The organism is Methylobacterium sp. W2 (assembly GCF_020662345.1).
Taxonomy (GTDB): Bacteria; Pseudomonadota; Alphaproteobacteria; order Rhizobiales; family Beijerinckiaceae; genus Methylobacterium.
Map to the genome: position 1 here is coordinate 15,383 of NZ_VMOA01000051.1, position 22,469 is coordinate 37,851.

Consider the following 22,469-nt stretch of genomic DNA (forward strand, 5'->3'; position numbering starts at 1 on the left):
AATTTTGATTATAGCTTTAATGACTTTCCGATCTTCGGTTTGCAAGATCGCTGAGTACGGAGAGTGATGCATCGGATATAAGTTGAAAAGCGGCTGGCGGGGCGGATGTAGTAAGTGATCGGAATGTTGCAGAGGAATGATCTAACTATTTATTCGACCGCCGCTGTTATCTCATGGTGAAATTACGACCCTTTTGTACACGGATCTATGTCAGCGATGGTTGACCGCAGACCCCAGAGCATGGATATCACCCAGCAAATTTTGGCGATTAGTGCCTGTCGTCGCTTGAACGGATTGGCGCGTTTTGCGTTTTCGTCTCTCTGATTGCGGGAGGGACGATGCTGAGCGATGCGCAATGGTCTGAACTGGAGCCGCTGGTCGAGGCCTGCCGGCCCAAGGCCAAGACGCCACCGCAGCACCTGCAACGCACGCTCTCGGCGATCCTCTGGCGGCATCAGAACGGGGCCAAATGGCGGGCGATCCCGGAGGAACTGGGTCCGTGGTGGCGGGCTGCCCAGATCTTCATTCGCTGGTCCCGGGCCGGTGTCTGGGAGCGGCTGCTCAGCCTGGTGCAGGAGCGCGGTGTCCAACTCGGAATGGTGTTCCTCGACGGCACGAACGTGCGGGCTCACCAAAAGGCGGCCGGGGCCGCCAAAAGGGGGGATCTGCGGCCGAGCGAGATCATCGTGAAGCACTTGGCCGCTCGCGTGGCGGCTATGGCACCAAGGCTTGCGTGATCGCCGACGGGCGGGGCCGCGCCATCGCCTTCCGGCTGGCGCCCGGTCAGGCCCATGAGCTGCCCCATGCGGTGCCGCTGCTCGACGGGCTGCCCAGCGTGCCGAAGTGGGTCGTGGGCGACCGTGGCTACACCAGCCACGCCTTCCGCGAGCACATCTGGACCATGGGCGCACGGCCCGTGATCCCGCCGCAGCGCCATGAGGCGCCCGTCGCCTGCCCGGACTGGATCTACAACAACCGCAACCAAGTCGAGCGCCTCTGGGCCAGGCTCAAGGAATGGCGGGCCATCGCCACACGCTACGAAAAGACAGCCGCCAGCTTCATGGGCATCCTCTACCTCGCCGCCGCACTCGATTGGCTCAAGCGATGACACGCTCTAGCCCAAGCAGCCTGCGGACTGTATGGGATTCGGCCGCTACGAGGAGCGCACGCTTGCTGGATCTCGCGAACGTCAATGGTAGATAGTTGAAATGGTAGATGGGGTGCGGCGTACGCAGTCGCGGTTAGGGCTGGCGGCCACAGTGGCCTTCGCGATCCTGCTTGCAGGCGTCGGTACGCTCGGCTGGCGCTGGTATCGCTACGTGACGGCTGGCCCAATACCCTAAGACGAGGTTGGCATCGAGGTGAACCGCCGCTTGCCCGACTCGCTGCGAAATTGGGGCTGCGAGCGCATCAAAGAGCGTTTTCCACGTTCCGTGCCACCCTACGGCTGCCAGCCAGGCCAGGTTTGATCGGGATCAAAGCTCGGAGGTAGCCTTTAAATCCATTTCGCCATCCCTACACAGGAAGAGCTGGCCTACGGATCTACCATCCTCGGCGAGAAAGGCATCCGTGTTACCTAAGGTCGCATAAGGCGCTCGCCTGGATCGTTCGTATAGGTTTTTTTACCAACCTAACTGATGCCTTACCTCGGATTTTCTCAGGCTACCCCTGTACTCCATGTCAGCATTGAACATGGGGACAGCTCGGACTGCCAGACGACCGAGAGACGATAAATCAGATGGCCGATTCGATCGTAGATGTTTTGCTTTATACTAAAAATACAAATCTTGAGTTTCAACCACTTGATACGGCCGGCCTAAAGAACGGTATGTATGCAAAGCTCACCGTAGTTGGGCTTGCGAGTGGAAATGCACAGGGCATTCAATCTTCGTCAAGCGTGTCCCAGACACCAGTTCGTCCGGCTGCAGATACCGATCAATCCGCAGCCCCTCCGAACCCATCTGCTACCGGCATGTTCCAGGTAGATACGGGCTCATGGGCGACCGTACTGCCAGAATCCATGGTCAAGGCGGCGATCGGCAAGGACATCGATTGGGCTGCTCATCCGGAATATCAATCTGGAAGTCTCGTCTATAGCAGCGACAACAAGCCGGAGGTCGGCCACTGGGTCCCTCTCGTCCTTGAATTCACAGAAGCGAGCGTAACAACACGGACAACCGTGACCGTCCTCGTCGTCAACGATAAACCGGACGGCGCTCCCAATCCGCACATGCTTGGGATTGGCTTCAACACGGGCTTTGCCACCAACGTCGTAGGGGCGACCCTCACCTCGGCCAACAATGCCGCACTGAACGTCGATGCGATGAAAAGCGGCGACATCGCTCACAGCTACATGATCGACCGCGATGGACTCCATCTCGGTTGGTCGGCGGCCAAGGCTGGGCCGGAATGGACTGTTCAGAACCTAGAGGCTGCGCCAACCACGTCCGCAGCAGGAAGTCCACAGGACTGGCTGTTTGCCAAGGGTAGCGTGACAATCGACGACATAGAGCACGATGGCATGAGCCTGCTGTTTGATACCGGAACCGACGCCGCCCTCATCCACTACCCGGGCCTACCGAAAGTTGGGCATGTTCTGCCCGATAACCATGGCATTACCGTCGCGGTACCGGGGGCCCATGGCGTGGAGCTGAGCTACGGCTTCGTCACGGGCGATGGAGAACGTGATACGCCCTCCGAGGTTCACGAAAGCGCGGCCAAGCACGGGCCGACCTCGTTCATGAACACCGGGGCAGGCTTCTTCAGCGATCACCGCTACTTCTACGACGCGGATCGCGGTGTCACCGGCTTCAAGTCGACCGGTAGCCCGACGATGGCACAGGAGGTCTCATACTTAAATGGCCTATTTCCCGACAACACGGTAACCAGCGACACGCCTGGGTTCATTCCTAACGTCGATGGAGCTACCGCGCATAAATGGGGAGCTCCCATTGCTGGAACGGGAGCAACGGTCACCTATGCTTTCGATCCCAATAGTAAGTTTACGGTTACCGAGCAGGCAACCCTCCTGCGGGCTTTTGCGTCATGGTCAAGCGTTGCCGACGTGACCTTCGTCAATGCTGCATCCAAAGATACAGCAAACATCGTTCTAGAGCGTGTTAAGCATCATAATTTTACTCAATCTGAGGCAAACCCAGGGAAAGGCCCGGAGGTCGGAAGCTTCAAAGACAATCAAGCTATTGTCGAGCTTTCGGCAGTTCTTTCTGGCTCCCTGGATAACCGGGGCATAGAGGGATTTAAGCATGCCATGCATGAAATTGGCCATGCACTAGGTCTTCATCATGGTGGGTACTACAATGGTTCGGTTGATCCAAGCACCCAGCAACACAGCGCTTATGATGACAGACTTTATTCTCTCATGTCCTATATAAGCTGGGATCCTGGATATACCCCAAAGTACCTATCCGACTATGCTGTGCACGGAACAAACTGGGGCTATGCTGGTGGAGATCCTAGAACCGCCCCTCAGAGCTTGATGCAACTCGACATCAGAGCGATCCAGCAACTCTATGGTGCTGCGTCCCCTGAGAATACACCATTCACTGGGGGGCAGACATATGGCTTCAACAGTACGATCGAGGGAACTCTGGCTAAGATATATGATTTTACTTTGAACACGCAGCCGGTGGTCACCCTGTACAACCAGGGCAATCATAACACGCTCGATCTCTCCGGTTTCAGGGACAATGCCGTCATCGACCTGCTGGCCGGATCCTTCAGTAGCGCGGGCGGATTGACCAACAATATCGCCATCGCCCAGAACACGCTGATTGAGAAGGCCGTCGGCGGCGGTGGTCAGGACATCATTACCGGCAACGGTGCCGATAACATTCTTGACGGTGGCAGCCGCGCCGACCGGATGTCCGGCCAGCACGGGGATGACATCTATCTTGTCGACAACAAGGGCGATGTGGTCATCGAAGCGCGCATGCACGGCACCGACACCGTTCTCACCTCTGTCAGCTACAAGCTTGGTGCAGGACAATCGATCGAGATGCTGGCTGCGAGAGACGCGGTCTTCACCGATCCGATGAAGCTCGTGGGCAACGAGCTCGATCAGACCCTCAGCGGTAATGCTGGCAAGAACGTGCTGGATGGCGGTGGGGGCAAGGACAAGCTCTACGGCGGAGCGGGCGACGACTTCTATCTGGTGCACAGCCAGAACGATCAGGTCTTCGAGTCTGGGACAGGCCGGGACACGGTCGTGGCCTTCTCGAATTATGCGCTCGCCGACGACCAGGCGATCGAGGTTCTAAAACTCGGTATCGCGACCGGGACGGCGGGGCTCGACCTCACGGGCAACGACGTCTCCAACATTCTTCGCGGTAATGGCGGTAGTAACACGCTCGACGGCGGCCTTGGTGGTGATGCGCTGAGGGGGCTGGGAGGGTCGGATACGTTTGTCTTTTCCACTGCGCTCGGTCGGGAAAATGTCGACCGCATCACGGACTTCAACGTCGGCGAGGACGTAATCCAGTTGGATCACGCCATCTTTGCTGCTTTGAGCCCTGGCGACCTGCGTGCCAGCGCCTTCAAGAACCTCGATGCGCCGCTTGCCAAGCTCGATGCTAGCGATCGTATCCTGTACGATCACGACACCGGCGCGCTGTCCTACGACGCTGATGGCAGCGGCGCAGCACACGCCGTCCGGTTCGCCGTCCTGACCAACAAGGCCGATCTCAGCTACCACGACATTTTCGTGGTGTGAGGCCGCGTGCCGAGGTCACCGAATGGCGGCCTCGGTCCGATCTAGCGATACGGCCCGCGGAACAGGTCACCCATGGCTTTTTGGCGGAACAGTGTCCGCCAGCGTCTCCGCTGATGCCCCGGACGATCGTGGATCATGTGGCAGCGCTGGCAGAAGGCCGCGAGGTTCGAGCCGGCGTTGTTCGCGGTGTCGTGGTCGCGGTGGGCAGCCGCCAGAACTACTCGCGTCGTACGGACCGTCCCGAGCACGTTGTCGTCGCCTACGGCCAAGCAGATGATCCGCCCTGCCCCGTCCCGCCATGTCACTGCGTCAGCGTCCCACCAGCGTCCGTCGCCGAGATGACAGACTGTCCGGCCATGCGGACGCTGGCAAACCTCACAGCGTCCCCCTGCCCGACGGAAGCGGATCACCGCCGAGAGTTGAGGCCAGTCAATGGGGTAGAAGAAGCGATGCTCGCGCCGGATGGGCATGGGCGCAAAAGGCCATGGCTACAGAGGCGATTGCAAGCCGTTTGGGCCTGCTGGAGGCCCGTTGCAGAACGATCACACCAACAGATCTAACGAGTTCGGCATCTTGTATACGAAACCACGTAACGGTAGCGGATAAGCGAGAACGCCAGCAAAAACAGTAGTTTAGCATTATTATAAACTACGGTCCGCCATGTGAGTGGCCGCTGTTGGTATGCGCTTTCAGGGCAGTCACATGCAGATCACTCACTCCAAAAATTCTAAACCTCTGCATGGTGTTGTCGCGAGTATTGCGCTGACAGGTGTGTCTCTGGCCACTCTCATCGTGAGCGCTGCTGCTCAGGAAGCGGCTACATCGCGTCGCGGTGCCGCAAGCTCCTCAGCCCAGGCGAGTGTTCAGCTTCAAGAGCTCAGCGTTGAGGGAACGGGGCGGCCTGGGGGCGCAGGTGTTGGGGGAAGTGCGGTTGCACGGGCGGTCGAGAGCCCAACGGGCCCGGTTACTGGCTACGTAGCAACCCGCTCGGCGACCGCCACGAAGACCAACACTCCGCTGATCGAAACACCCCAATCGATCACAGTCGTTGGCCGCGAGCAGATCGATGCGCAGAAGGCGCAGACCTTGACCCAAGCGACCCAGTATACGGCGGGCGTTTATTCGGGAACCTTCGGGGCAGACACTCGTGTCGACTATTTTAGCTTACGCGGATTCATCGCTAGCGATTACGGCATTTACCGCGATGGCCTCCAGGTTCTGAACTACGGCTTCGGTACCTTCAAAGTTGAAACCTTCGGGCTTGAGCGGATTGAGGTGCTACGGGGACCGGCTGCGGTGCTGTTCGGGGCAGGCAACCCCGGCGGCATTATCAACCAGATCACCAAACGCCCTACCACGCAGCCTTTCGGCTACGTTGAAGTCGGGGGTGGCTCGTTTGGGCAGGTCTATGGTGCCTTCGATTTCGGCGGTCCGGCCGATGATTCCGGTCACTGGTTCTACCGCCTTACTGGCTTCGGCAAGCAGGGCGGCACCCAGGTCGATGGCGCCCCTGATGATCGGGTTTACATCGCACCTGCCCTGACCTACCGGCCAACCGGCGGCACATCACTGACGTTTTTGACTAGCTATCAGCGCGACTCGACAGCAGTCACCGCAAACTTTCTCCCTTATTACGGTACGGTACGGCCGAATGTGAACGGTCTTCGCATCCCGCGTTCGCTGAACGTTGGGGACCCCGCGATAAATACTTTCCAGCGAGAGCAGGTTTTCGCCGGCTACGAGTTCGAGCACGCGATCGATCAGACTTGGACGATCCGGCAGAACCTTCGTTACTCGTTCAGCGACGCATTTCAGAATTCGTATCTTAACCAGTTGGGCTATGCAGATCCTGCAACTCAAACAACGCTCTCCCGCTACCAGTTTCTAACCAGCTCGAAGGTTGGAATATTCCAAGTCGACAACCAAGCCGAAGCACGGTTCTTCGATGGATACTTTGCCCACGACCTGTTGCTGGGGGTGGACTACAAACGATATGATCTACACGACAATCAGGGGACCAACTTCGCAGCTGGCTACTCGGTGCCCGGCATGAGCATCACCAATCCGATCTACGGTCAAATTACTGGCCGACCTTCGCCTTACCTCGTCAATGCCGATACTTTTCAGCAGGTCGGAATCTATGCTCAGGATCAGATCAAGCTCACCGACCGCCTGACCCTGGTACTCGGAGGCCGGCAGGATTTTGCCGAGAACGTGGTGCGCGACCGGCTTAACCCTGGCAATAGCAGCCAGCGCAGCGACGAAGCCTTCAGCGGCCGCGCCGCTGTGATCTACAATTTCATCGACGGGCTCGCGCCCTATGTCAGCTACTCGACTTCGTTCCAGCCGCAGATCGGTTCAGATGCCAACGGTCGTAGCTACGTTCCTGAATACGGCGAACAGGTTGAGGCTGGCGTCAAATTCGAGCCGATCGGCTACGGCTTCTTCCTAACCGCCGCGGCTTTCGACCTTGTACGCCAGAACGTGCTGCAGACAATTCCTGGCACCTTCTTCAGCGCTCCCCTTGGTGAGGTTCGCTCGCGCGGCGTCGAGGTTCAGGCTGTTGCTAACCTTGCGGAAGGATTGAACCTCGTCGGTGCTTTCACCGCTTACGACCTGCAGACCATCAAGGGTAACGCCGATCAAGTCGGGCTTACACCAACTCGCATCCCTGAGGTTCTGGCGTCGGTCTTCGCCGACTACACCATACCAACCGGGGATTTGCGTGGTTTTGGCTTCGGCGGCGGCGTTCGCTACATTGGACGCTCTTTTGCAGATGTCGCCAACACTTTGACAGTGCCAGAATATGTCCTGTTTGATGCTCAAGTACATTATTCTTGGGATAAGTGGCGCGCCGCAGTTAATGTAACGAACATCGCGGATCGTCGTTACGTCACATCATGTATCTCGGGAAATGAGTGTTTCTACGGTGACGCTCGGCGTGTGATAGCGAGTCTTGCTTACAAGTGGTAGTTGATTTCTAAATAGATGAGATAGGGCTGCCATTCGTTTGGCGGCCCTTTTCATTTACTTATTATGTTCGTTGTTCTTTCGGCTAGCTTTTTGCGATTAGTTTGACGCCAGCGTTCATCGATTTTTTTCCCGTGGCGGGCGGGGCGAGACAAGGTCATTGCTAGGGGATCAAGAGCACGGGCTTCTCGAACCCAGCCGGCTTCAGCAAGCGCTAAGAGCATTTCTGTCCAAAAGGGACGGTGTCGCCAATTGCGAAATGCTTGGCTGACCGTGCCGGGTCGACCATAATTTCTAGGGCAATATTTCCAATCACGATTATTTAAAACGACGAAAATTATTCCCGACATAATCCTTCGCACATCGGTCTGCTTAAGGGTTCTGTCCGGGAAGCTCTTCGAGATTATATGCCATTGATCATCGTTCACCCAAAAATCTTCGTCGATCATGAAAGTCTAATCCGGCTTCGAGGTGCGCCTGTTGGGTATCAAAATCCAGCTCCTGATCCTATTTAACCAGCTTCCGACGACTGGTGACTTCGTACAGTTCCTGAAGCGTTAAAGAAATCCACTCCCAGCGTGCCCCTTGAATGCGTTCGCCCGCCGAATGTAGCCAACCACTGTTCTCGGGTCGCGGTGGCTAGACACGTCCATAATGCGGGTCATGTCGGCGCCGCGGTCGGCCGCTGTCGTGATGAAGCCTGCCCTCAGCGAGTGGCCGGAGAAGAGAGAGGGGTCGAAGCCGGCCAGCGCGGCGTAGTGCTTCACCAGATCCCCGATGCTCCGATCCGTGAGGCGCGGGGTATGGCTATTGGTTCCTATTTTAGCCCCTCGCACCCTCCCCGACCGCGACACGGGCCGGAACACGGGCCCTTCCGTGATCCCGGCGGCATCGAGCCAGTCACGCACCAGGGCGACGGGCCGGATGAACCGCCCGTGCGGGATCGCCTTCTCGATGCCCTTGCCCTCTTGGTCAGTCTTTGACCGGCGCACCATGACCCGCAGTCCCTCGGCATCCTCGCGGAGATCAGCGACATCAAGCGCGGCGAGCTCTGACCGGCGGAACGCGCCAGCGAAGCCCAATGCTAGCAGCGCCTTATCCCGCTTGCCCGCCAGCCCCGGCGGAACGTGCTGCATCATGGCAGTGATGACCTCGGCCGTGGCCGGAGACTTCTGCGTCGGCCGCACCCCTACCCGGCGACGAATGCCTTTCACCGTCGCGTGAATGCCCTCATCGGCGGTTGGGTCCGCGAGCCCGGCGAGCTTGTGGGCGTAGCGGATCGCGGCGAGGCGTCGGCCGATGGTCGACACCGCCCTCCCCGCCTCGGCCTCATGCACCAGGAACTCGGCAATGGCGTGCGCCGAGGCGGGCATGGACTGGAAGCCGAACCTCGAGCACCACGCCCCGAACGCAGCGGCGTCGCCGCGATATGCCCGCACGGTGGCGTCGGCCTTCGAGGCGCGCTGGTACGCCTGGACGATCGGCGACACGACGACCGGCACCTCGGTCGCAGGAATGCTTGTCTGGGAAATGAACTGAGGCAGGGTCATAAATCGCAGCCCTCAATCAAGGTTTTGCCAGGAGGTCCAAGCGCTTTCCGCCCGTCCTTAAGAGTGAACCGCTCCGAAACGTTGGTGCGCGGCACCTCAACCATGAAGGCTGCCTCTCGACTGCCAGCCAACTTATTCGTCAGCCGCGCAAACTCGGTACGATTGCCCCGGGCATCGAGTTCGGCGAGACCCTGGGCATCAACCTGGAAATGGAATGCCTCCTCGCCAACGATCACCTGGATGGCTTCGGATTTAGCTAATCCACCACGCTTAGGGTCGTACTGAAGGACTGGCTTCTGTGGGGCAGTGCCCGTGACGCACATGATCCTGAAATAGGATCCGCCCTCGTTTTGCACGCCTGCGACGACGGTGCCCTGCATCCCGCCCGCTGTGAACCAGCGGAACTCGACCTTGGCCTGTGCAGGGGCAAAGCAGAGCGGGAGACCGATGAGCGGTATCATCCAAAATCTTTGCATTATGCCTCGCTCGAAACTTCCGAGAATGACGATTATCGGAAGTTACATCTTAGATGTGCCGGGAGCAAGCCAGCGAGGTAGCTTGATAGCAAGCTGCGCCAAAATAATGGGGACACGTTCCCCAGTGCCCACGATCCTCTGCCTACTTGCTATGGCGCGTCACGAAATCCCGAATGGCCTCCTCGCAGATGTCCTGAATGGTGCGCTCTTGCTCCACCGCGATCATCTTGAGCCGCTTCCGGGTTGCCGGGTCGATCCAGCACCTTCACGGCCCGCGAGGAAGCCGGCGCCACGGTGGTCTGAGCCCTGGACTGTCCACTACTCATCCCGCCAGGGAAGAAGAACTTCTCAGCGGCATTGAGACCCAAAATGAACCGCGATGCCTTCGTGCCCAGGTGCGGGTACAGTTCGACACACACCCGCTCGCTCTCAAAGGCGAGCCACGTTGAGTAGTTGACCATGGCGGCTTTCTCGATAGCCGGGGCGGCCTTGGGCTCGGGCTTCATCAGGATGCGGCTCACCGCAATAACCGTCCGCGCCTTCGCCTTCGTGGCGGTCAGGCGCTCGCGCAGGGTGGACTTGGCGGGGTCGCGATAGACGAGACGGGCGAGGGGATTGCGCATCACCTACAAGACGGCGTGGTTCATGACCCACCGTCTGCGCGAGGCCATGCGCGACGGCTCCCTGGCTCCCATGGGTGGCATCGACGGCATGCCCGGCGCTGGCGGCATCGTAGAGGCTGACGAGACCTTCATCGGTCGCGAGCCCGGTGTGCCGAAGGCCCGCGCCTATCATCACAAGATGAAAGTGCTGTCCCTGCTTGACCGCGATGCCGGCAAGGTCCGCTCTGTGGTCGTGGACGACATCAAGCCTGAGACCCTTCGCCCGATCATTGAGGCGAACATCCTCAAGGAAGCCAGCCTTTTCACCGACGAGTCCAGCATCTACACGAAGGTCGGCGCCACCTTCGCCGATCACCAGATGACGACGCATTCCGCCAAGGAGTACGTGCGCGGTATCGTCCACACGAACACCGTCGAGGGCTACTTCTCCGTCTTCAAGCGCGGCATGAAGGGCGTCTACCAGCACTGTGGCAAGCAGCACCTGCACCGCTACCTCGCTGAGTTCGATTTTCGGTATAACAATCGGGCGAAGCTCGGCTGTAGCGACGTGGAGCGGACAGAGCGCGCTCTTGGTGGTATCGTAGGGAAGCGACGGACGTACCGGTCAGCTGGTAGCGGGGCTTAAGAGTCGGATAAAACCGCGTGGGTGAAAAGGTCACCATCACCGTTCGCGCCTCTGGCGCCCATCCCGACGTCCTGACTGTTCAGGACGCGATGCGTCAGGTGCTGGACTTATTCGACCTTCTTTCTCCAGACGAAGACAAGCAAGATCAGGTCGCTTGGAAGCTCAGCTACGCAAGCACAAACAGCCCATTTACGGCGCAGGGCGAGGCCGTGAGTCTTCGCCCTGATGTCGACATCTCTGTTATTGCAAGACATCAGAAGATGGATTTCGTGAGGAACATCACGTCCATTGGGCGAGGAGAGATACCAGACAAGTTCAAATCTGGTAAAAGCGCTGAACTTTTGAAAGGCTTGTTAAAGCGCAACACCAACGGGGTGGGCTCTACTGAGATCAAGCTCTTCGATGATGCTATCCCGATCACTCTTACGCGTAGTTTTGCTGAGGCCGCCATTCAAAGTCTTGCGGCCCGGGAAAATCCTCTGCCCTTAGTGGACTTGAGATTTGGTCGAGCACGCGAAGAGCGAGGCTCCCTTGAAGGCTACTTTATGGACGTTGGGCTGCATTACAATCAGCCGGCAATCCGAATCCTTGATCGAAAGACTAAAAACGTTATCTGGTGTCGCATTGACGAAGCAACACGAGATAAAATAGCGGCGGAAGCTGACTATAACGATGTCTGGAATCGACAGCGCATCAGAGTAAAGGGTCGTATCCGCTATGATAGAGAAGGGCGGATAGTTAATGTTACGGCAACAAGCATAGACCGCGTCGGGCGCAAAAATACAAATCTTGATGATATATTTGATGCCCATTTTACGGGTGAACTTAGCATTGGCGAGTACCTAGATCTTTTAAGGGAGGGCAATCTTGCCAAGCAGGCCTAAGTACTACTGGGATGCTTGCGCTTGGATTGCGCTCATCAAGCGAGAGCCTGGGCGATTTGAGGCTTGCAAGTACGTTATCGAACTTGCTGAAGCAGGAAAGGTAGAGATATGGACTTCAGCCTTTACGTTAGCTGAAGTTTTTAAACGGCGGATAGATGCAAATCATGTCTACGCCTTGGATGAGGATAGGGATACCGACTTCGAAGATTACATAGAAAAAGATTTTGTGATTACAGTTCAGGTGGATGTTGAGGTTGGGACAGCTGCTCGTAGGCTATTGCGCGTTCATCCGGAAATAGGTAAACCGCAAGACGCTATCCATGTAGCTACCGCTCTACTGAACGATATAGACGAACTACATACCTTTGATCGCGTCGATTTGCTCGGCTTAAATGGTGTTTTGGACCGTAATGATAGTCAAAAACTAGGGATCTGTCCGCCTCCATTTCCACCGCCTCCACCACCAGTGACCCCCTCTTTGTTCGATGCTCTCGAGGTACAGCCCAATGAGCCCACGCGCAATCAAGCAGAAGGTTGACGCCCCCACCAAGCCCAGGCCGCCCTCCAAACTCGGCGCCGAGAAGCTGACGCCCGAGGAGCGGGCGGCGCAGGCTACGGCGCGCGCGTCCGTCCCGATCTCAATGAGCGAGCAGGAGCAGCGGTCCAAGGAGGTCGCGGATCAAAAGCCGCCGGGCAAGCTCGGAGCGGAGAAATTGACGCCGGCTGAGCAGCGCCGCCGGTTCATCGAAGGCGCTCGCGAGGCGGGGGCCAGCGAGGACGTCGAGGCGTTCAGGGCGAACCTGCGAAAGATCGCGAAGCCGAAGAAGAATTCGGCATCGACCTAATGGGCCTTGCAATCAGCTAGTCGGCCGGCGGGAAGTGCCCGACGAACCGCGCTCCGTCCCATAGCTCGACGGCATGGCCGTTCATCAATGATTTTGCACTCTGTAGTGCCTGCTCATCGTCATGCGCTTGAAGGCGCACAGCGTTTATGACTGTGCCCCCTTTGGCGACGATTATCGCACGATATATCGGCCGTCTGACTTCACTGAGGATGTCGGTTTCGGTCTCACCTGCGCCTGCCATAGGAACTACCCCCTCAAGGGTGCGAGCCGGATCATCTTCCGATCATCGAATCACTTAATCGTGATAACGATGAATATTGGTAACCCCCTCATGCCAGAGCGTATTTTACAAATGATCGGTTTCTAGAATTTATTCCGCTCGCTGGTGTATGTGCGAACGGTATAATCGGCAAACCTTTAAGTGCAGAGAACGAAGAAAAGATCGCTACAATATTTAAGCAAGAATTTGTTATGACAACTCCTCTTGATCTCGATGTAGCGAACAAAGCGCGGGCCTTGTGGCGATCAACGGTGGGATTAGGCAAGGTTCAAGACGCCGTACATATCGCATCGGCGCAAAAATGGAATATCTCGTTAATGCATACCTACGACAACGATGACATCTTGCCTTTAAACGGCAATTTGTTTTGTCGAAATGGTGATGCCCTTGTAATCTGCTATCCAGACGAGACGACAGATGGCCGCTCTTCAAAAAAGAAGTTGGATGATCCGGACGCGGCGCAGTCAATGCCCAAGGGCAAGCTCGGCGCTGGGAAGCTGACGTCTGAGGAGCAGAAGCGCCGGTTCATCGAAGCTGCGCGCGAGGCAGGGGCCAGCGAGGACGAGGCTGACTTTGATGCGGCGTTGAAGCGGATCGCTAAACCCGGCAAGCGTACTTTGACTTAAACACCCTCTTCGTCTGCCAAGCTGCGCAAGAAGTCTAGCGCCTGCTGGCGTGCCTTATCGGTCTTCAAGAGAGACCAGAGACGGAGACATTCGTTATCCGCCATGAGACCGACGGGGACCTTTCCAGTTGTAAATTGATCAACTGGCACGCCGAGGACATCAGCTAACTGCTGCAGCCTCGCGAGAGCCTCGGCCTTTGGCTCAGCCATTTTTGACCCCAACCGTTTTTTGCTAGAATGTTTCCAGAAGAACTTGCGGCGATAAAAGCTGCGGCTAATTACAGCCTGCGGCTAGTTCTGTCACGTAGTTAAATAGTGCACAATCTATCTTTCGCGGTGTCGTTATGTGGAGGGGCGGCATGATTTTTCTGACCGACGCGAATGGGCATTGTGTCTACACGAGCGCTGAATGGGCGGAGCTTACGGGACAAGAAACCAAGGACGCCCTTGGTCGAGGCTGGCTTGCGCGGGTTCACTCAGAAGACCGGTCCGTCGTCGAAAATATTATCAACCAAGCCACTCAGCCGGGCGCCGAGTTCAACGTTCGGTACCGTCTCCTCAAATCAGACGACACGTGCAGGTGGGTAGCCGCAGGCGGGGTCCCCTCGTTTGGACTATTAGGGGACGCCTTCGCTGGCTACCTTGGTACGATCACGGAATTTGCCGAGGGAGCAACAGACACGATCAGTGCCTATGGCAAGGTCGATCGATTCCGACCGCCCTCGCCCTATCACACGACGACGCCAGCCTGCGCTCTCGACCTAGCCGCCGATCACCTCCTCATAGCGCACTCGCTCATCGAAGATGATGGTGGAAAGCGCGCCCTGCCTGATCTTCGTAAAGCGCTTTTCAAGATCGGTGAGGCTCTAGCGGAAAAGATCCCGAAACAGGAACGGCTCAACTGATCTGCGGGGTATCCCGAGCCGTATGTGCGAACGGTATAATCGCCATTTGAATAGGGGCCGCCCGTAGGGAAACGCGCTCCGACTCGCGCGCCCTAAAAGGCCCATTTTCGAGAGCGACACGCCGCGCGACTGCAAGGACGGATGACGGCTGACAACGACGACAAGAAGAGCGACGGCCGGGGTGGCTTCTTCGCGGTAGAGGGCGCCGTGTGGGCTCAGGTCTGCCGGGGCGAAAGCATGAACGTGCTGTTCCTCTGATCTTTACCCCTTATCAGAGGGATTTTACGTTAAGTTGATTAATTATTAATTTTTCGAAAAATATTTCGCATGAAAGTGATGTCTTCTGCTAAAAAGTATTAGCATCAAAGAATAGCACAATACCCATATTTGAGCATTTGTTCTGCGCAGTATGCCTCGGTATGCTCGAATACAGCATGATTGCGAACTGAGCGGATGCGAGCCCGTGGCAAGAGAGTGCTGTACATTCAGGATCATGACATTGCGATTGTCCATGCGGCAATGAACTCAAGGGGGTATCGTGACCGGGACATTCGATGGCGCGACCTACAATGGCGATGACACTGACGAAACCGTCATTGGCACGAACTTTTACGAGATCCTGTTTGGCAAGGGCGGAAAGGATTCGTTGAATGGGGCCGGCGGCAACGATGTGATCTACGGTGGTAGCGGTACCGATCTGATCCACGGCGGCACTGGTGACGACTACCTGTTCGCCTTCGCCAATGAGCGATGGAGTCCCTGTATTGATGGCGATAAGCTCTATGGGGATGCGGGTAACGACCAAATTGTTGCGGGTGTTGCCCGAACTTCACTCCGGGGCGGCCTCATCGATGGTGGCGCTGACGATGACACGGCCGAGATCTATGCGTCCAGCGACAGCAGCCAGACCGACAACTCTGAAACAATGACGTTCACGCTCACTGCGGCGACGTCAGGTAGTTACGTCCGCGTCGGCTCCACGAACATGCTTCTGGTCAAGAACGTTGAGCATCTGTCCTTCTTCGGCAGCTACGAGAAGGACATCGTCACCGGCGGAGCCTCGTCTGATGTCATCCAAGGTGGTGGGGGTGACGACGTGCTCAAGGGCGGAGCGGGTGATGATTATCTCGACGGTGGGTCTGGGTTGCAGGATCTCGACGGTGGTAGCGGCTTCGACATCGCCTCGCTAAACCTCGCGGATGCAACGGAAAGCCTTTCGTTGATAGCCGGCGGCACAATCGCAATCGGCGCGCACGGCACGCTCACCGGCATTGAGGGCTTCGCGACCATCTATACGGGTTCAGGCTCCGATAAAATCGCGGTCGGGGCAGTGAAAGACTTGCCACCTGATGACGGTACTGCAGAGGGTTACAAGTTCACTACCTCCGTCGATGCAGGCGCCGGCGACGACGTCATCACAGGTGGAAACAGACGAGATACTGTCTATGGCGGAACCGGGGCCGACAAGATCAAAGGCGGCGATGGTAACGACAGGCTTTACGCCGAGTCCGGCCAGACCTACGAAGTCGCCGGCAGAACGTCGAATGATGTTCTGCAAGGCGGCAACGGCAACGACGTGCTAGTCGGCGGCTGGGGCCGTGATCGTCTCTACGGCGATGCAGGCAATGATACGCTGACCTATCAGGTCAACGGCACCGACGGCTTTGCAGATACGTTCAACGGAGGGGCGGGTGACGATACGCTTGGCGTCAATGGCACTTCCGGCGCCACCACGATCGAACTAATCCTCGGCGCCAGCACGGCACTGAAATTCGACGGGATAAGCGTCCTCACCGCAACATCGGTGGAGGCGGTGACGGTATCCAGTTACAGCAATGGAAAAATCACCATCACGGGCGGCGATCTGACCGATTCCATCCGCTTGTACGGTCCCAGCGACGACACTGTGAGGACGTTTGGCGGCAGTGACACGATCTACGCCAACGGCGGTACGGACATCATCGATACCGGAACCGGGGACGATGTCGTTGGCGTAGACATTGGTGGCAAGGACATCGTCCGGACAGGAGCCGGCAACGACACCCTTACTGTTGTCGACGACACGTTCGAGGCTAGCCGCCGTACCGCGCTCTACGATGCCGGTGCCAATGACGATACGGTGATCTTCAGGGCCACCGAGGGCGGATCCTTCGACGGAACCTACGTGCGCCACGGTACGACGATCGTCGGTAGGATCGTCAATTACGAACATCTGACCTATGTCGGGTCAGGTACCGATACGACCTTTGCCGGCACGGGGCACGACGATACGCTCTACATGGGCTGGGGCAACGATACCGCGAGCGGCGGAGTTGGCAACGACGTCATCCGGGGTGGTGCGGGTAGCGACACGCTGGACGGCGGCGTCGGCATGGACACGCTCGACTACGGCGACAAGGCGGGATCGTTCGATGGAACCCTGGCGCCCAACCTGGCTATCACCTTGAAGACGGCGGCTACATCGAAAGTGGTCGTTAGCTCGACGGAAACTGACTCAATCAAAAACTTCGAGAACGTCGTCGGGGGGCACGGCAACGATGCAATTACCGGTGCGTCGGATGACAATGTCCTCGACGGCGGCGACGGCAGCGATGTCCTCAAGGGCCTGGGCGGCGCCGACACCTTCGTGTTCTCCACCACCCTGAAGTCGAGCAATGTCGACACCATCGTCGATTTCTTCGCTTCCACGGCCTCAATCCACGACACGATCCGGCTCGACGACGCCATCTTCAGTGGATTACCGCTCGGCGACCTCGCCGGTACCGCCTTCAAGGACCTCTCCAAAGGTACCCTCGATGCCGACGACCGCATTCTCTACGACCACCACACCGGCGTGCTCTCCTACGACGCCGATGGAAGTGGCATGGCCAAGGCGGCCCTCCAGTTCGCGACCCTCGCCAACAAAGCGGCCCTGACGAATCGGGATTTTGAGATCGCGTGAAGGGATTGCGACCTGCTGATGAGTTCTCGTCTCAATCCGGGCCGGCCACCTGACCGACGGGTTGTTCGCCCGCTAACCGATGCGGACCATCCTCTCCGTCGAGCCAAGTTGCGTACCGGCTCGCGTGAGATGGACGACCCACCCCGCCGGCCCCGTGATCAGATCGGGGCGGCGGGGCTGAGCCCGCCTCCCCTAACGTCCGTAGCTAGGCTCATGGACGGCCTAGGCGGCATCCATGAATGCCTATCAAGCAGCGGGCGCCTTACGCGGCCGACCCGCCTTCTTGGGCTTATCAGGAGCCGGAGGGGCCTTCTCGCTGACCGTCTCCTCCTGCGCCGCTGACTTTGCCGTTGCCGTCTTATTCCGCTGCTGTCCAAGTCCGAGGGACCGGGCAAGCTCCGAGCGCTGCGCCGAGCAGCTCGCAGAGGTCATCGGGTAATCCGGCGACAGACCATGCTTCGCGCGGTAGGCTTCAGGGGTCAGACCCCGGAGCGTCAGATGGCGGCGCAGCGTCTTGTAAGGCTTGCCGTCTTCGAAGCTGATTAGCGCGTCCGGTGTGATCGACTTCCTGATCTGGGCCGGCGTCGCCTTCTCGATCTTGTCAGCTTCCGGCGTGGCAGATCCCCCGTTGGCAAGGCCACTGACGGCAGCATGCACGCTGCTCAGCAGTTCGCCCAGTGATCCTATCGGAACCGAGTTGTTGGAGACGTAGGCGGCGACGATGTCGGCCGTGAGTTCGATGTGGTTTGCTTGGAATTCCTGATTGATATCGGTCATGCTGATTTTTCTGAGGGCTAATTAATATCTTATAGATACTTTCTAGGAGCTTTTACAATAGGGCAGGATATCGGCGGCTTAGAGAATTAAAATGGCTGCATATCGTGAAGTGAACAATTTCAATTCGATTTGCTGAGGGCGGAAACGTCATCGCCCCCGGTATCATCGGAAAATTACAGCTGGCCTCACGAGCACATTGAGCCAGTGGGATGCACGCTTCCAAAGTATGATTCGGTGCGTGTTGGATTAGGGTGTAGGCATGGGCAAAGAAGGAAGTTACCATGCCGCGCAGGAAGACAACGCTTCAGCGCTCTGCACTCCTGGTGTTGGTCGCGGGAGGCTTCTGGCTGCCCGCCGGCATCGCTTCATCTCAACCATCCCCGAGCACGTCCGATGCCGATCGGGATAAGCGGATGGAGGCTATGCACCAGCAGCACGTCCTGAATTCCGCAGGGCAGGCAAAGAAGGATAAGGATCGGGACGCCCGCACCGATCGCCTATCGAGGTCCGTTTGCATCGGATGCGGCGGTGGCGTCGTTCTGTTCGATCGGTCAGGCGGCGCTGCAAAGAAGGAACCGCGCAAGGCTCAGGCAGCGAAGCCTCGTCGCATCGACCCTGCTCGCGCTGGAGGCGGGAGCGACGATTGACGGCCCGACTAGCTAAAGAGCTTCGCGCCGAACTACCCACCCATCAGATCGAACTCAGTTGCAGTAATGATCCATGGCAAAGCTAGCGTTCAATTTGATGCTGGAGGAGCCGCGCGAGACATACATTGTCACCAGCGCTGCATTGATCGTCGGTAGGATCGACTGCATTCAGGCCGAGCCTGTGACGGATCAGCAATGGGCGTGGGGTATGCATCTCGACATCGGAGTGGCGCCATTCCGGCGCGGCGGAAACGCTGGTTCTGCCGACGAGGCGGCATCCAAGATGCGTGAGGCTTGGGAGGATTGGAAGGTCTGGGCCGGGTTGCAGGATGTCGAGGGAGCCGGAGGTACCACGACAGCGGCCGTTCAGATGCCCGTCAAATCGCTGACGTGAGGCATGGCAAAGGTATCCAACTCGTCGCCGTCACCTCGCGCTCACCAACGGCAGGCCCTCACATAGGTGCTCGCGAGAGGTTCTGTCGCAGTCGTTGTCCGCTTAGGCAGCCGCGATCTCGAATTCCATTCCCCTGCCCGGTCCCTGGTCGGCATAGTCGATCAGCACGTATCCGCGCTCGCCCAAGCCGGCATCGAGGATGTCACGGTGCTTGCGAACCATCTGACCAATCGCGAGAGGCGTCAGGCGGGGGTTGCCTCGCCGGAGTTGATCGACGCCGATGTTGACGGGCGTGCCCTCTCGATCGGCAATCCGAACGAGTGCCAAGGCTAGATCGGCCGCCTTCGTTTCCGAGGCGGATTTCGCTTTAAAGGCCATGGTGGAGTCCTCCTTAGGCCGCCTGTAAGGCTGGACCGGCTTCCTCGAACATTAATATCAGTACGTGCCGGCCGGCGGCGTCGTGTACGTCAACGAGCCAGGCTGACCAGTCGAGCCGGCCTGCGCAACGACCCATGATCGTCCTGGCGACTCGCTTCGCTTCAGCGCGCAGATCCGCCCGCGCCCGCAGGTAGCGCCCAGATAAATCCAGCACTGCATGGTGGCCATCGGTGCAATGGAAACGGTAAGTACCCGCTCGCATTCGCCTTTTGCTCTCTCATCCACAGGCGTGCACAGGCGGGAAAGATTGTCCGCGCAGCTAGCTTGAGCTACGCGCATGAAAGCTGTTTGTTCTTCTTTTGTTCCACAGGAGGAGGCAGGCGGATGCACGGTCGAATTGCGGAAGCCCCTGTCAGTGAAGCTGAGCGCATCGCGCGGGTGTACGTGCTCGCCGCGCGCGGCGACACCTGGGCAGCTCTTGTCCAGGCCGTAGCCGACGCCCTCATAGATTTGGCAGAAGTCGAGCAGCGCGCAACAAAGCGTGACCAGCTGATCTCACGTGGCTACGCCCGCGCCGGACAGCCATCGCCGAGCGCGCCGCTGTGAAGGTGCGTCAGATTGTGGAGCTCGGCGCCGAAGACGTGAGCACCGTTCGAGTGCTGATCCTCGGCCCTGCGCTCTGTGCTGGCTTTCCCTCACCAGCTGATGACTTCCTCGAGGGCTCCCTCGAACTGCCGCGCTGGCTGGCGCCAAACCCACCGGCAACGTTCGCCTGGAACATCTCCGGGGATTCCATGCGCGGCGCCGGCATCTTTGACCGCGACCTTGCCGTGGTGGATCGGAGCCTAAAGGCTGTACACGACAGCGTCGTGGTTGCCGCCGTCGACGGGCAGATGTCGATCAAGCGCTTCCTTATTGAGGAGCGGGTGGCGCGCCTCGCCTTCGACAACCCGGACCTCCCCGCCTTCGCAGTCGAAGAGGCCGCCGAGGCTGAGATATGGGGCGTGGTCCGGTTCTCAATCCGTTGGCACATCGCCCGGGCCGGGCTGGTCCGATGACCCGAGCCGTCGCCCTGATCGACGGCAACAGCTTCTATTGCTCCTGCGAGCGGGTGTTCGACCCGAAGCTTGCCGGTGTGCCCGTGATCGTCCTGTCCAATAATGATGGATGTGCGGTGGCACGGACCGCCGAGGCCAAGGCACTGGGGATCAAGATGGGCGAGCCCTGGTTCATGATCCGGGACCTGTGCAAGCGCGAGGGCGTGCGGGCGTTCTCGTCGAATTACACCCTCTACGGTGACATGAGCGCCAGGGCGAATGCGGTCTATCGCGAATTCTCGCCAGCGGTGGAAATCTACTCCATCGACGAGAGCTTCCTCGACCTGTCCGACGTGCGAGAGGACCGGCGCGTAGAGCTCGCGCGGGATCTGCGCGCGACCGTGCGAGCCTGGACCGGCATACCTACTTGCGTCGGGATCGGGCCGACGAAGACGCTGGCCAAGCTCGCCAACCACATCGCCAAGACGATCCCGGATCTCGGCGGGGTGTGCGACCTCTCGGACGAGGACGAGCGGGCCGCCTGGCTGTGCCGCATCCATGTCGGCGAGGTGTGGGGGATTGGCCGGGCCTCGCTGGCAAAGCTGGAGGCCATGGGCGTCGACTCCATCGCCGATCTGCGCGACCTCGACCCGCGGCCCGTCCGCAAGGCGATGACGGTGGTCGGCGAGCGCATCATCCATGAGCTGCGCGGCGTCGCCTGCCTGCCGCTTGAGCTGATGCCGGCCCAACGGAAGGGCTGCGCTGTCACCCGCTCGTTCTCCAGCCGGATCGAGGATCGGGCGACGATGGAGCAGGCGGTCTCAGCGCATGCGACCCGTCTCGGTGAGAAGCTGCGCCGGGGTGGCCTTGGCACGTCCCACGTCTCGGTTTTCTACCATACGTCGGAATATGACCGCGGGGACCCGATGCGCTCGGTCTCGACGACGGTCACCCTACCCGAGGCGACGAATGACACGCTGGCGCTGATCAAGGCGGCTCGTGAAGGCGTGGCCCGCACTTGGCGCGAGGCACCAGGCGACCGGCCGTGGCGCTACAGCAAGGCCGGCGTCATCACCACCGACCTCAAGCTGCTGGGGGATACCCAGCGTGCACTGATCGGGCAGCTCGACCGTGAGCGTAGCGCGCCGCTGATGGCCGCGATGGACGAGTGCAATCGCCGCTTCGGCCGTGGGGCCGTCGTGCCGGCTCGGGCGGGCCTGGAGAAGAAGCGCACGTGGTCGACGAAGTTTGAGATGCGAAGCCCGCGCTACACCACGCAAGTCAGGGAGCTGCCGACGGCCCTCGCCCTGTCGTGACAAAGCCTGATCCCTGGCAGGAGGCCTACAGGCCGAGATACCGGTCAGCGCCCGTCAACCCGACCTCCCGTCCCTCGCCGCACGCTATCTCGACCGCGACACGCCCCCCAGTACCGGGCTTGGCCATCGCGATAGATCCGCGCAGCTTGTGGGCCCCGCCATAGGCCAGTGGCCCATGAGCGGCGATGAGAGCCGTCGCCTCGAATCGTCCGGGCCGCAGCCGGTCTGTGAGCCATCGCGAGATCAATCGCAGGCCTTCCGCGCGCTACATGCGACGAGCTTCATCATGGCCCCGGCAGGACGATCTCTCTTGGTGTCTTCATCACTGCGCAAAAGATCGCCAGCCTGTAGAGTTTGCCCGTTCCGGCACCATTCTGTCGCAGCTACGAACCACCCCCTGTCACGTTAGCTGAGGCCTTCGGAAGGACAGACGATGACCTCAGACCCGCGCACCGCCGGCCCCCGCC

At 58.9% G+C, this 22,469-nt stretch carries 21 protein-coding genes and 1 pseudogene; 14 read left to right on the forward strand and 8 right to left on the reverse strand.

Features of this window, described 5'->3' with window-relative positions:
* Positions 1 to 338 precede the first annotated feature (338 nt).
* Together FPV16_RS22055 and FPV16_RS22065 are read left to right on the forward strand one after the other, a co-directional pair.
* Positions 339 to 1,108, forward strand: a protein-coding gene (locus tag FPV16_RS22055; RefSeq protein ID WP_156467730.1) for an IS5 family transposase whose coding sequence is annotated in 2 segments (ribosomal slippage) — positions 339 to 654 and positions 654 to 1,108 — 771 coding nt in all. Because the reading frame shifts where the segments join, the coding sequence is not laid out codon by codon here.
* A gap of 630 nt (positions 1,109 to 1,738) precedes the next feature.
* A complete protein-coding gene (locus FPV16_RS22065) occupies positions 1,739 to 4,729 on the forward strand; it encodes a M10 family metallopeptidase C-terminal domain-containing protein (RefSeq protein ID WP_227440613.1) in 2,991 nt (996 codons plus the stop codon).
* 41 nt (positions 4,730 to 4,770) lie between these two features.
* Here FPV16_RS22065 and FPV16_RS22070 read toward each other — a convergent pair whose 3' ends face one another.
* Positions 4,771 to 5,199: a hypothetical protein gene (locus tag FPV16_RS22070; protein ID WP_227440614.1), complete on the reverse strand. Its 429-nt coding sequence runs from the start codon at positions 5,197 to 5,199 to the stop codon at positions 4,771 to 4,773.
* A 232-nt stretch (positions 5,200 to 5,431) separates the two neighbouring features.
* Between FPV16_RS22070 and FPV16_RS22075 the strand changes: the two genes are divergently transcribed.
* A complete protein-coding gene (locus FPV16_RS22075) occupies positions 5,432 to 7,702 on the forward strand; it encodes a TonB-dependent siderophore receptor (RefSeq protein WP_227440616.1) in 2,271 nt (756 codons plus the stop codon).
* A gap of 50 nt (positions 7,703 to 7,752) precedes the next feature.
* On the opposite strand, the gene FPV16_RS22080 is transcribed toward FPV16_RS22075, so the two are convergent.
* From FPV16_RS22080 to FPV16_RS26480, 4 genes are all read right to left on the reverse strand, one after another.
* Complete coding sequence (locus FPV16_RS22080; protein ID WP_227440617.1) at positions 7,753 to 8,148, reverse strand: transposase; 396 nt, start codon at positions 8,146 to 8,148, stop codon at positions 7,753 to 7,755.
* Between the two features lie 108 nt (positions 8,149 to 8,256).
* The gene (locus tag FPV16_RS22085) at positions 8,257 to 9,249 is read right to left on the reverse strand and encodes a site-specific integrase (RefSeq protein ID WP_227440619.1); all 993 of its coding nucleotides are present in this window, start codon (positions 9,247 to 9,249) and stop codon (positions 8,257 to 8,259) included.
* Positions 9,246 to 9,710, reverse strand: coding sequence for a hypothetical protein (locus FPV16_RS22090; RefSeq protein ID WP_227440621.1), 465 nt, complete (start codon positions 9,708 to 9,710; stop codon positions 9,246 to 9,248). Before FPV16_RS22090 ends, FPV16_RS22085 begins: the two co-directional genes overlap by 4 nt.
* A 157-nt stretch (positions 9,711 to 9,867) precedes the next feature.
* A complete protein-coding gene (locus FPV16_RS26480) occupies positions 9,868 to 9,951 on the reverse strand; it encodes a hypothetical protein (protein ID WP_413629336.1) in 84 nt (27 codons plus the stop codon).
* A gap of 383 nt (positions 9,952 to 10,334) precedes the next feature.
* Here FPV16_RS26480 and FPV16_RS22100 point away from each other — a divergent pair.
* From FPV16_RS22100 to FPV16_RS26350, 7 genes and pseudogenes are all read left to right on the forward strand, one after another.
* Positions 10,335 to 10,973: pseudogene (locus tag FPV16_RS22100) on the forward strand (IS1595 family transposase); the annotation flags it as partial.
* A 17-nt stretch (positions 10,974 to 10,990) separates the two neighbouring features.
* A complete protein-coding gene (locus FPV16_RS22105; protein WP_227440625.1) occupies positions 10,991 to 11,857 on the forward strand; it encodes a hypothetical protein in 867 nt (288 codons plus the stop codon).
* On the forward strand, positions 11,841 to 12,395 hold the full coding sequence (locus tag FPV16_RS22110) for a type II toxin-antitoxin system VapC family toxin (RefSeq protein WP_227440626.1): 555 nt from the start codon (positions 11,841 to 11,843) through the stop codon (positions 12,393 to 12,395). The genes FPV16_RS22105 and FPV16_RS22110 overlap by 17 nt, the downstream gene beginning before the upstream one ends.
* A gap of 103 nt (positions 12,396 to 12,498) precedes the next feature.
* Entirely contained in the window at positions 12,499 to 12,702 is a 204-nt protein-coding gene (locus tag FPV16_RS22115; protein WP_227440627.1) for a hypothetical protein, read from the forward strand.
* Positions 12,703 to 13,173: 471 nt separating this feature from the next.
* On the forward strand, positions 13,174 to 13,608 hold the full coding sequence (locus FPV16_RS22120) for a hypothetical protein (protein WP_227440628.1): 435 nt from the start codon (positions 13,174 to 13,176) through the stop codon (positions 13,606 to 13,608).
* A gap of 358 nt (positions 13,609 to 13,966) precedes the next feature.
* Complete coding sequence (locus FPV16_RS22125) at positions 13,967 to 14,512, forward strand: PAS domain-containing protein (protein WP_227440629.1); 546 nt, start codon at positions 13,967 to 13,969, stop codon at positions 14,510 to 14,512.
* Between the two features lie 538 nt (positions 14,513 to 15,050).
* Positions 15,051 to 17,453 (forward strand): calcium-binding protein, encoded by a 2,403-nt coding sequence (locus FPV16_RS26350; RefSeq protein ID WP_319802267.1) that lies wholly within the window; start codon positions 15,051 to 15,053, stop codon positions 17,451 to 17,453.
* A 246-nt stretch (positions 17,454 to 17,699) separates the two neighbouring features.
* Here the strand turns inward: FPV16_RS26350 and FPV16_RS22145 are convergent, their stop codons facing one another.
* On the reverse strand, positions 17,700 to 18,230 hold the full coding sequence (locus FPV16_RS22145) for a MucR family transcriptional regulator (RefSeq protein WP_227440630.1): 531 nt from the start codon (positions 18,228 to 18,230) through the stop codon (positions 17,700 to 17,702).
* Between the two features lie 720 nt (positions 18,231 to 18,950).
* Here FPV16_RS22145 and FPV16_RS22150 point away from each other — a divergent pair.
* Positions 18,951 to 19,271 (forward strand): hypothetical protein, encoded by a 321-nt coding sequence (locus FPV16_RS22150; protein WP_227440631.1) that lies wholly within the window; start codon positions 18,951 to 18,953, stop codon positions 19,269 to 19,271.
* A 102-nt stretch (positions 19,272 to 19,373) separates the two neighbouring features.
* On the opposite strand, the gene FPV16_RS22155 is transcribed toward FPV16_RS22150, so the two are convergent.
* Together FPV16_RS22155 and FPV16_RS26485 are read right to left on the reverse strand one after the other, a co-directional pair.
* Positions 19,374 to 19,649: an adenylosuccinate synthase gene (locus FPV16_RS22155; RefSeq protein WP_227440632.1), complete on the reverse strand. Its 276-nt coding sequence runs from the start codon at positions 19,647 to 19,649 to the stop codon at positions 19,374 to 19,376.
* A 13-nt stretch (positions 19,650 to 19,662) separates the two neighbouring features.
* Positions 19,663 to 19,911, reverse strand: a complete 249-nt coding sequence (locus FPV16_RS26485) for a DUF6894 family protein (protein ID WP_413629335.1) — start codon at positions 19,909 to 19,911, stop codon at positions 19,663 to 19,665.
* 62 nt (positions 19,912 to 19,973) lie between these two features.
* Between FPV16_RS26485 and FPV16_RS22160 the strand changes: the two genes are divergently transcribed.
* From FPV16_RS22160 to FPV16_RS22170, 3 genes are read left to right on the forward strand one after another with little or no spacing between them, the layout of a single operon-like run.
* Positions 19,974 to 20,255, forward strand: coding sequence for a hypothetical protein (locus tag FPV16_RS22160; RefSeq protein WP_319802268.1), 282 nt, complete (start codon positions 19,974 to 19,976; stop codon positions 20,253 to 20,255).
* Positions 20,252 to 20,707, forward strand: a complete 456-nt coding sequence (locus tag FPV16_RS22165) for a LexA family protein (protein ID WP_227440633.1) — start codon at positions 20,252 to 20,254, stop codon at positions 20,705 to 20,707. Before FPV16_RS22160 ends, FPV16_RS22165 begins: the two co-directional genes overlap by 4 nt.
* Positions 20,704 to 22,002 carry a Y-family DNA polymerase gene (locus FPV16_RS22170; protein ID WP_227440635.1) on the forward strand — a complete coding sequence of 433 codons (1,299 nt, stop codon included), beginning with the start codon at positions 20,704 to 20,706 and terminating at the stop codon, positions 22,000 to 22,002. Before FPV16_RS22165 ends, FPV16_RS22170 begins: the two co-directional genes overlap by 4 nt.
* The last annotated feature ends 467 nt before the right edge of the window (positions 22,003 to 22,469 follow it).

What these genes read in the sequence shown, in the direction of transcription:
- FPV16_RS26485 (WP_413629335.1), bottom strand. Translation starts at nt 19,911, where the DNA reads ATGCGAGCGGGTACTTACCGTTTCCATTGCACCGATGGCCACCATGCA.
- FPV16_RS22090 (WP_227440621.1), bottom strand. Translation starts at nt 9,710, where the DNA reads ATGATACCGCTCATCGGTCTCCCGCTCTGCTTTGCCCCTGCACAGGCC.
- FPV16_RS22120 (WP_227440628.1), top strand. Translation starts at nt 13,174, where the DNA reads ATGACAACTCCTCTTGATCTCGATGTAGCGAACAAAGCGCGGGCCTTG.
- FPV16_RS22145 (WP_227440630.1), bottom strand. Translation starts at nt 18,230, where the DNA reads ATGACCGATATCAATCAGGAATTCCAAGCAAACCACATCGAACTCACG.
- FPV16_RS22170 (WP_227440635.1), top strand. Translation starts at nt 20,704, where the DNA reads ATGACCCGAGCCGTCGCCCTGATCGACGGCAACAGCTTCTATTGCTCC.
- FPV16_RS22070 (WP_227440614.1), bottom strand. Translation starts at nt 5,199, where the DNA reads ATGCCCATCCGGCGCGAGCATCGCTTCTTCTACCCCATTGACTGGCCT.
- FPV16_RS22085 (WP_227440619.1), bottom strand. Translation starts at nt 9,249, where the DNA reads ATGACCCTGCCTCAGTTCATTTCCCAGACAAGCATTCCTGCGACCGAG.
- FPV16_RS26480 (WP_413629336.1), bottom strand. Translation starts at nt 9,951, where the DNA reads ATGATCGCGGTGGAGCAAGAGCGCACCATTCAGGACATCTGCGAGGAG.
- FPV16_RS22155 (WP_227440632.1), bottom strand. Translation starts at nt 19,649, where the DNA reads ATGGCCTTTAAAGCGAAATCCGCCTCGGAAACGAAGGCGGCCGATCTA.
- FPV16_RS22150 (WP_227440631.1), top strand. Translation starts at nt 18,951, where the DNA reads ATGGCAAAGCTAGCGTTCAATTTGATGCTGGAGGAGCCGCGCGAGACA.
- FPV16_RS22080 (WP_227440617.1), bottom strand. Translation starts at nt 8,148, where the DNA reads ATGATCGACGAAGATTTTTGGGTGAACGATGATCAATGGCATATAATC.
- FPV16_RS22065 (WP_227440613.1), top strand. Translation starts at nt 1,739, where the DNA reads ATGGCCGATTCGATCGTAGATGTTTTGCTTTATACTAAAAATACAAAT.
- FPV16_RS22115 (WP_227440627.1), top strand. Translation starts at nt 12,499, where the DNA reads ATGAGCGAGCAGGAGCAGCGGTCCAAGGAGGTCGCGGATCAAAAGCCG.
- FPV16_RS22125 (WP_227440629.1), top strand. Translation starts at nt 13,967, where the DNA reads ATGATTTTTCTGACCGACGCGAATGGGCATTGTGTCTACACGAGCGCT.
- FPV16_RS22075 (WP_227440616.1), top strand. Translation starts at nt 5,432, where the DNA reads ATGCAGATCACTCACTCCAAAAATTCTAAACCTCTGCATGGTGTTGTC.